Origin of the sequence: Moorena sp. SIO4A5 (assembly GCF_010672005.1) — a bacterium.
Lineage (GTDB): Bacteria > Cyanobacteriota > Cyanobacteriia > Cyanobacteriales > Coleofasciculaceae > Moorena.
Map to the genome: position 1 here is coordinate 85,333 of NZ_JAAHHZ010000006.1, position 6,934 is coordinate 92,266.

At 46.4% G+C, this 6,934-nt stretch carries 3 protein-coding genes and 3 pseudogenes; 1 reads left to right on the top strand and 5 read right to left on the bottom strand.

What is annotated here, in order from left to right:
* The 4 genes and pseudogenes from F6K57_RS05200 to F6K57_RS05215 all read right to left on the bottom strand — a co-directional run.
* Positions 1-199, bottom strand: a pseudogene (locus tag F6K57_RS05200) (hypothetical protein); the annotation flags it as partial.
* 68 nt (positions 200-267) lie between these two features.
* Positions 268-1,899: pseudogene (locus F6K57_RS05205) on the bottom strand (tetratricopeptide repeat protein); the annotation flags it as partial.
* A gap of 28 nt (positions 1,900-1,927) precedes the next feature.
* A pseudogene (locus F6K57_RS05210) lies at positions 1,928-3,219 on the bottom strand (IS701 family transposase).
* Positions 3,220-3,299: 80 nt separating this feature from the next.
* Entirely contained in the window at positions 3,300-5,723 is a 2,424-nt protein-coding gene (locus F6K57_RS05215) for an NB-ARC domain-containing protein (protein ID WP_293017883.1), read from the bottom strand.
* Positions 5,724-6,186: 463 nt separating this feature from the next.
* Between F6K57_RS05215 and F6K57_RS05220 the strand changes: the two genes are divergently transcribed.
* Complete coding sequence (locus tag F6K57_RS05220) at positions 6,187-6,441, top strand: hypothetical protein (RefSeq protein ID WP_293017885.1); 255 nt, start codon at positions 6,187-6,189, stop codon at positions 6,439-6,441.
* A gap of 291 nt (positions 6,442-6,732) precedes the next feature.
* On the opposite strand, the gene F6K57_RS05225 is transcribed toward F6K57_RS05220, so the two are convergent.
* The gene (locus F6K57_RS05225; RefSeq protein WP_293065461.1) at positions 6,733-6,912 is read right to left on the bottom strand and encodes a hypothetical protein; all 180 of its coding nucleotides are present in this window, start codon (positions 6,910-6,912) and stop codon (positions 6,733-6,735) included.
* Positions 6,913-6,934 lie beyond the last annotated feature (22 nt).

Consider the following 6,934-nt stretch of genomic DNA (forward strand, 5'->3'; position numbering starts at 1 on the left):
GGGGTAAGGTTTGAAATTCCAAATGCAAAATAGCATCAGCAACTCGCACAAAAAACAAGGCATCTGCCCGAATTGGTTCTGTGCTTAATTCGGTGTTGAGAATTTCGATATCCTCTGCTGGTTCTTGATTAAACAACCAACGGGTAAAGGCTTGGGGATATTGTTCAACTAAATATTTTAGGGTACTGTCGTAAGTCATTCACTTAGGAAAAGCAAGACCAAGTCAGTATATAGTATTTCTAACTAATTAATGAATAATATTACTGATTACTGTGACAAATCATTGCGCAAACTTTCTAGATTCTCACGGCAGGTTACAGTGTTAGGATGATTTGACCCTAACCTGTGTTCTAAAATATCCAATGCCTGTTGATAGAGGTGTTCGGCCTGGTCATAGCGCCCCTGATATCGGTAGAGTTCAGCCAGGTTGTTGAGACTGGTGCCTACATGGGGATGGTCGTGACCCAGCAGCTGCTTTTCCATCTCCAAAGCCTGTTGATAGAGGGGTTCGGCCTCATCATAGCGCCCCATTGAGGAGTAGAGTAATGCCAGGTTGTTGAGACTGGTGGCCACCAAAGGATGGTGGTGAGCCAGCCGCTGCTTATACAGCTCCAAAGCCTGTTGATAGAGGGGTTCGGCCTCATCATAGCGCCCCTGATTATAGTAGAGTAATGCCAGGTTGTTGAAACTGGAGGCCACATCGGGATGGTGGTGACCCAGCAGCTGCTTTCTCATCTCCAATGCCTGTTGATAGAGGGGTTCGGCCTGGTCATAGCGCCCCATTTCGTCGTAGAGATTTGCCAGGCCGTTGAGACTGGTGGCCACATCGGGATGGTGGTGACCCAGCAGCTGCTTTATCATCTCCAAAGCCTGTTGATAGAGGGGTTCGGCCTGGTCATAACGCCCCATTGACTTGTAGAGAAATGCCAGGTTGTTGAGACTGGTGGCCACATCGGGATGGTTCTCACCCAGCAGCTGCTTTCTCATCTCCAAAGCCTGATGATAGAGGGGTTCGGCCTGGTCATAGCGCCCCATTTCGTCGTAGAGAAATGCCAGGTTGTTGAGACTGGTGGCCACATGGGGATGGTCGTGACCCAGCAGCTGCTTTCTGATCTCCAATGCCTGGACCAAGAGGGGTTCGGCCTGGTCATAGCGCTCCATTGACTTGTAGAGTGCAGCCAGGTTATTGAGACTGGTGGCCACATCGGGATGGTTCTCACCCAGCCGCTGCTTTCTGATCTCCAATGCCTGTTGATAGAGGGGTTCGGCCTGGTCATAGCGCCCCTGATTATAGTAGAGTGCAGCCAGGTTGTTGAGACTGGTGGCCACATGGGGATGTTCCTGACCCAGCAGCTGTTTAAACAGCTCAAATGCCTGTTGAAAGAGGGGTTCGGCCTGGTCATAGCGCCCCATTGAGTTGTAGAGTCCAGCCAGGTTGTTGAGACTGGTGGCCACATCGGGATGGTGGTGACCCAGCAGCTGCTTTCTGATCTCCAATGCCTGTTGATAGAGGGGTTCGGCCTGGTCATAGCGCCCCATTGAGTTGTAGAGTCCAGCCAGGTTGTTGAGACTGGTGGCCACATGGGGATGTTCCTGACCCAGCAGCTGTTTAAACAGCTCAAATGCCTGTTGAAAGAGGGGTTCGGCCTGGTCATAGCGCTCCATTGACTTGTAGAGAAATGCCAGGTTATTGAGACTGGTGGCCACATCGGGATGGTTCTCACCCAGCAGCTGCTTTCTCATCTCCAAAGCCTGATGAGAGAGGGGTTCGGCCTGATCATAGCGCCCCATTGAGTTGTAGAGTAATCCCAGGTTGTTGAGAGTGGTGGCCACATCGGGATGGTCGTGACCCAAGCGGGTTCTAGTTATTTCTAAACATCGCTCATACCATGATTCAGCCTGGTCATAGTGGGACTAAGCGCGAAATTCAAGCCCAAATATAGCCCTTACTCGCTTTATAAGCGACAAATACGTCCCAGTTCTGATGGATCCAATGGACAAAACGGCAAGACATAGCACTCCGAAATGCATCTATTGCTTCAGCAAATGTCTTTAATGGTTTGTGGCTCCATCGCCTTCGCAATCCTCCTGTGAGTTGATGCCAAAGAATAAAAGTATAGGCACACATCACCAAGATGAAATGTCTCATCAGGCTACGTTTGTGCCTGACTTGATATTCTTTGAGTCCCAACCATCCCGCTTGCTCCCGATAAAAGACTTCCACCCAATTTCTTTGAGCGTAAGTCTTCACCACCCATTCTGCAGTCACCACATCCGCTTCAACATTTGTCAAAAAATAGTCAATCTCTGTGGCTTCACGCTTATGTCGGTTGATTCATGACGATGGCCAGACTTCGTTTTCCACTCAAGCGGGAAATTTTAACTTCCATTGTTGCCACCCACAGGGCTTTTGACTTATTGAGATTGAGTTTGACTTCGGTGAAAGCCTCTTTGGGTAAGCTTTCGGCTAACTTATCCACTCGATAAGTTTCCACAGATTCCTGGGCTCGGGTGACAGTAACTTTTCGTTCGCGTAGCGTGCGCTTTTGGCGCATTTTTGGCGATTCCTCCTAAATACTTTAATTTTCGATTTTCTAGTTCATTAAGGAAAGATGTATTATTTCCATAACCGGCATCAATTAGGACAATTCCCGGATGATAGCCTCGACTTAACGTCCGTTCAATTAACTTTAATGCCCGCTCTGGTTTTTTGAGAAATGAGGGGTCTTTCTTTCCTGAGGGTAAAGAATTCTCGTGCTCATATAACTCAATATCCAACGGCAGGCTTTTTCGACCATCATACAGATGGGTTGTTACCACCACTATGCCGTTATCTACTTTGCCAATCTCTCCGATATATTGCCTTCCCACACCATCGGTGAAATTCCCACTCTTTCTATGTCCACTGTCGTCTACAATCAAAGAGAAACCACGGGGAATTTTCGTCTGACGACAGCTATTCATCACCTGCAACCGGCGTTCGTTGATGTCCTGTTCACACCAGGAAGCCCGAACGGTAAAATGCCGTAAGCTGTGGTAAGACACATCTACGGCATTCATAGCGAGCTGAGATAGGTTTTTCCTTTCACTTTCTCCCAATAATCCTCCCAGATAGTGTCTAAACTCTTTTCTCTGGGCTTTATTGTGGAAGACATCGTCAAAACGCTGACACCATCTCTCAAAGCAAGGAGGCATGGCTGTCGAAATTGTTTCTCTCATTGGATTGATTGGGACAACCGACTAACCTAAAAAGGTTATCCTATATATATTAGCACTATTTCTGTCCCTGATTATCGCGCTTAGTCCCAATAGGTACCTTGACCGTAATAGAATTTTCCTAAGCCCGTGAAGGGCGAGATTAAATCTTCATCCTTCAGCCAGTCAGTTAGAACTGTGGCAGCTGCGGCTAAATGAGGGATAGCGGGGGTAACTACTGCAATCTGATCTTGAGTTGGTATCTGGGGAATTTCTTTTGCCTTAGCCACCATTGTCTTACAAAAGCTTCGCTTGTAGCTATCGGCCTCTGGTAATTGAGCCAGCTTGGTCTGGAAAAATTCTCGAATTAATTGATGGAGCCGATAGGTTTGCTGTTCGGTCAGTTGCAACAGATTACGATTGACCAGATAGCGATCGCGTAATTCTTCCAATTCTTCCTGTTCTTCTTCCCATTCCTCTTCATCTTCAGTTTCGATCACACAATTCTCTACCAGGTACCACTCAAAAGGAGCTTGAGCAAACAGACTCAGACGACATCCCAACTGCTGGGCTTCTGGACAATCTTTCAAATCTTCCGAGGATAACTCAAAGGCTGCTGCTACACCCAACTGGGCTGTGATCTCCCCTTGTTCTTTTGGATCAAGTAATGCCCTTGCTGCTAATTTCTTTTTCTCTAAACGTTTCTGAACTTTAGCAATGGTTAAGCTCGGATGTATATCTAAATATCGTCCGACTAACTCCAAACCTAAGGGCAAATAACCCAACCATTCACATAAGACTTCTGCTTCTTTTCGTTCCTTCTCAATGCGCTCTTTTCCAACAAGGGATTCCAATAATTCCAATGCTGCCCCTGGGGATAGCACATCCAGGTCAATTCGTCGGTAAGAAGCCCCTGGACGCTGACGGCTGGTGACCAGTACTTTGAAGCGGGATTGGGCTGGAGGTAAATAGGGCTGAATTCTCTGTTTATAGTCGTTGCTGAAAGAAGGCACATCATCCAACACGATCAATGCTGTTCCTTCTGGCCAATTTCTCCAGCAGTATCTTACCTGCTCGTTGAATTCTAGTTGATCTGGAATGGTTAATCCTAATTCTGTACGGGCAAAACTAACAACTTGAGTCCCGAGATCCAACCCTCGCACTTGGAACCAGCACAAACCACCAGGGTAATTATCCTGATTTTTCAAAGCATATTGTAGAGCTAACTCGGTTTTGCCCACACCACCCATTCCGGCAATGGCACAAATTGCTAGTTTATTGGTCTGTTGAAGTTCCCGATGGAGCTGCTCAAGTTGAGCATCCCTACCGACAAAGTAGGGAGTGCCACGATTGATAATGTTAGTGGGGGGATTTAATTTTTTTTTTATTCCCCTTGGAATCGGGTTGTTTGGTCGTTTGCGCAATAACTCCACTGGTATTGGTTTTGTGCCGTCCTTTCCTTTGGGCAATCTGAAGGTACGATCGGGACCGATATCCCGCCCACCGTCCTGTATTTTGCCTGCTTGACGGGGGTAGATGCGGAGGGAGGCGGTGTTTCCTTCGATCTTCAATTCACATAGTGAATAACCATGGAGCCGTTTCTCTTCTTCTTTCCCCCAGCTTTCAAGGCCGAACAGGGAGCAGCCTTGCAGTGTGCTTCGAGGATTAGCACCACCTTCCGCCCAGCTGCTCAGGTTGGACTTGTGCATATGTCCGAACAGATGTAAAGCGAATCGTTCCGGCGAGCTATAAATCTCCCCTTTTAGCTGCTCTTGGGCTTCTTTGTTTAGCCAATCCTGGGGGTGGTGGGTAAGTAGCAAACAGGCATCGTGGTCTTGTGCCCAAGACGGCCCATGGTCATGACTTTCATTACATGCCTCATGGAACTGGCACATATCTAGAGCCAGCTTACCGTGTCTACCGTCCATCAGTTGCAGAAACGCGCTATTGAGTCCTAAAATTCCGAGTTTGAACCCATCCTTCTCAATTGTTGCTGAAAAATCTCCTGGCAGTATGCCTTTTGAATAGATGTCGGGCTTAGGTACGGTCGTATTTTGCCACCATTGAAGATAATTATCGAAAGCCTTGTCTACAAGTTGTCGCTCAGGACATTTGCTGTTAGCCCAAAATGCCTGTTGGAATTCATGATCGTCCCACCGATCCTGGAGATTAATCAATACGGAGTCAGACTGATCTGGTCGAACCAGGTCGTGGTTGCCAGGTACAGCCAGAAACTTTGGCTCAAATTCCATCTCGCGAAACTTTTTCCAGAACTTATCTAAGAGTTTGTCTAGCTGTTGGAATTCCGATTCACTGCCGCGCTGAGTGAGATCGCCAGTAAACATTACCAAATCGATTGGGCCTACCGTTTCACAAAGGTACTCTAAATCCTTAAAGAAAATTTCCTCAACATTTGGCCAGAGAGTTTTTGAGCCTTTCATACCCATGTGAAGGTCTGTCAGATGTAACCACCTAAGGATCACCTCCGTGTGATCATACATTTTGACCAAGCTAGTTGAATCACTCACCGATTAGCTGCCAGTTAACTATATTGCATTGACCAGTAGATGCTTGAAACCCAATTTTGATTTAGTCTAACACAGGAAAATCAGGGAACAGGGAACAGGGAACAGGGAACAAAAGTTATAACAATTCATTTTATATACCTATCACAATTTATCTGATATCTATCATTTTTTTTAGTTACTGTTGCCGATGATATCAGTAACTAAACTCAAAAAAAAACGCGATTGACCGAAGGCAACGCTACGCGATCGCTAACATTTTTATTCTGTTACCGATTCCCGATTCCCGATTCCCGATTCCCGATTCCCGATTCCCGATTCCCGATTCCCTAAAAAAACAATATCCCATTTCATTACCGTAGGATTTCTTTCAATACCCCCTCAAAAAAAAAATTCTAAAAACCCTTGACAATTAATTCTATAATCGTTATGATTATATCTATTAATTTCAAACACGAGTTTAATTATGACTGAAGACTTTGTGCCAAACGAAAACAACAATCCTGAAGAGACCACTCCCGATAATACTCCTCAGGAACCTTCCCAAAAAAAATTCCCAGTTAAGCACATTTTGAAGGGGTCACGTAAAGCAATACTCAATACCATGCATACCCTTTATGCACTGCGTTACGCGGAAATCTCGGAGTGGAGCCCCCTTCAGCCCACTGGAATCCCAGGGGAATTCATTACGATGATGACGAAGTACTTAATTATCGGTTAAACTAATTGGCGGGGGGTTTTACCCCCCTGGCAAAAAAATCAGGTCTGATGTCAGTGGTCAGTGGTCAGCGGTCAGCGGTCAGCCCTTGGCCTTTGGGTAATAGCTAATAGCTGAATGATAATAGCTGATAACTGTTCGCGTAGCGCTTAAGCTGACAGCTTACGGTCTGATTAAATCGGATTATGTCTGGTTTGGTTTACAAAGTTGAGTCATAAGGATAACTCCTAGCCGTGGAAAGTATTTCTGCGGCTATTTTTTTTGGTTGAAGGTTGGGAGGTTGAAGGTTAAAGGTTATTCGGTTGAAGGTTTAAGGTTGGGATGTTCAAGGTTTAAGGTTATTATCCGGAAATTCCCCTTAATAAAAATTCTCCCCATCTCCCCATCTCCCCATCTCCCCATCTCCCCATCTCCCCATCTCCCCATCTCCCCATCTCCCCATCTCCCCATCTCCCCATCTCCCCATCTCCCCATCTCCCCATCTCCCCATCTCCCC